Annotated in this window: 1 protein-coding gene; it reads right to left on the bottom strand. The window is 68.7% G+C overall.

Features of this window, described 5'->3' with window-relative positions:
- Positions 1-33 precede the first annotated feature (33 nt).
- Positions 34-1,386, bottom strand: coding sequence for an IS4 family transposase (locus ACFKCF_RS61555; RefSeq protein ID WP_394506780.1), 1,353 nt, complete (start codon positions 1,384-1,386; stop codon positions 34-36).
- Positions 1,387-1,501: the final 115 nt, after the last annotated feature.

Below are 1,501 nucleotides of genomic sequence, written 5' to 3'. Positions count from 1 at the left end.
CAACGCCGTTCAGTTAGGGCTGGGGTAGCAGCGTCAAGGGCTGGCCGGGATCATGTTGATGCTGATGGTGGCTTTGTAGGTGGTCCGGTCGATGGCGGGTCCGCGGGCGTTGTATTTGGAGATCGCGCGTTTGACGATGCGGTCTTTGGTGCGGACTCGCCGGGCGGGCAGGAGCTGGGCCAGGATGTGACGGCCGATGGTGCCGACCAGGTCGATGTCCGTGCCGGTGATGACGCCGGCGGCCAGGATGAGCTGGTCTCGGGCGGCGGCGAGGGCGGTGGTGAAGCCGGCCCGGTCCGGGTCGGTGCCCGGGACGCTGTCGGTGGCGTCGGTCATCGCGGTCCGCAGGACCTGGTAGGCGGTCAGCAGGGCCCAGACCTCTTGTTCGATGCCGTCAGGGGTGCGCGCCCGAAGCACGTGCCCGCTGAGGATCGTGGACTTCAGCTCCGCGTAGGCGGTCTCGATCTCCCAGCGCTCGTGGTAGAGCCGGATGAGATCGGCCGCCGGGTAGCGGGAAGCGTCGGTGAGGGTGGTCAGCAGCCGGTAGTGGCCGGTCCGGGTGCCCTGGGCGGTGCGGATGGTGATCTCGGCGTCGATGACGCGAACGGTCAGCGCGCCGAGCCGGGTCAGGGTCGAGCCGTCCCGGCAGCGGGCCAAGGCGGGCAGGTTGCGGCCGGACTTGCAGCGCACCAGCAGGTCGGCTCCGGTGGCGGCCAGCTGGTTGAGCAGGTCGGTGGCGGCGAAGTTCCGGTCGCCCAGCAGGAGCATCCCGGCCCGCAGATGCGAGGCCAGACGGCGGGCGTAGTCCAGCTCACCGGTCGTGGCGGGCCCGAAGACGGCCCCGATCATCGACCGGGTCCCGCAGGCCACCAGCGCGGTCAGACGCAGTTGCGGGTATCCCGAGATCCCGTTGCAAAGTCGCTGCCGGGTGAAGACCGTAAGGTTGGCCGCACAGTCCGGGACCGGTAGCAGGGTGCCATCGACGGCGACCACCCGCAGTCCCCGCCACCATCCTGCGGCAGCGGTCGTCACCGCAGGGCCGCTCACCAGGTCGAACAACGCTTTCATCGGGGCCGGCCCCAGCCGCTGGCGGGCCTGGCGAAGAGCGCTGCTGCTGGGCCGTACCGGTGCCAGATGCGCCAGTCCGGCGCACAACCGGTCGAAGACCTGCCGGTAGCCCAGCCCAGTGAACAACGCCGCGGCCAGCAGCAGGTAGACCGTGACCCGTGCCGGCACCAGCCGGATCCTGCGCTCCAACGCACGAGTCTCCGCCAGCACCTCATCGACCATCTCGAACGGGACGATCCGGGTCAGTTCACCCAGGTGTCCCGGCGCGAACACCCCAGCGGCTACCCCGGCCGCTCGTTCTATGGCAACCTGTTCCAACAGCGGAGCTCCTGTGGTGAGGATGTCTTGGAGTGACACACCTCTTCTACAGCAGCTCCGCTTCCTCGTTCATAGACCTTGACGAACAGACCCCCGCTTTAACTGAACGGCGTTG

Source organism: Nonomuraea sp. JJY05 (genome assembly GCF_043496855.1).
GTDB lineage: Bacteria > Actinomycetota > Actinomycetes > Streptosporangiales > Streptosporangiaceae > Nonomuraea.
This window is presented reverse-complemented; position numbering and strand designations above follow the sequence as displayed.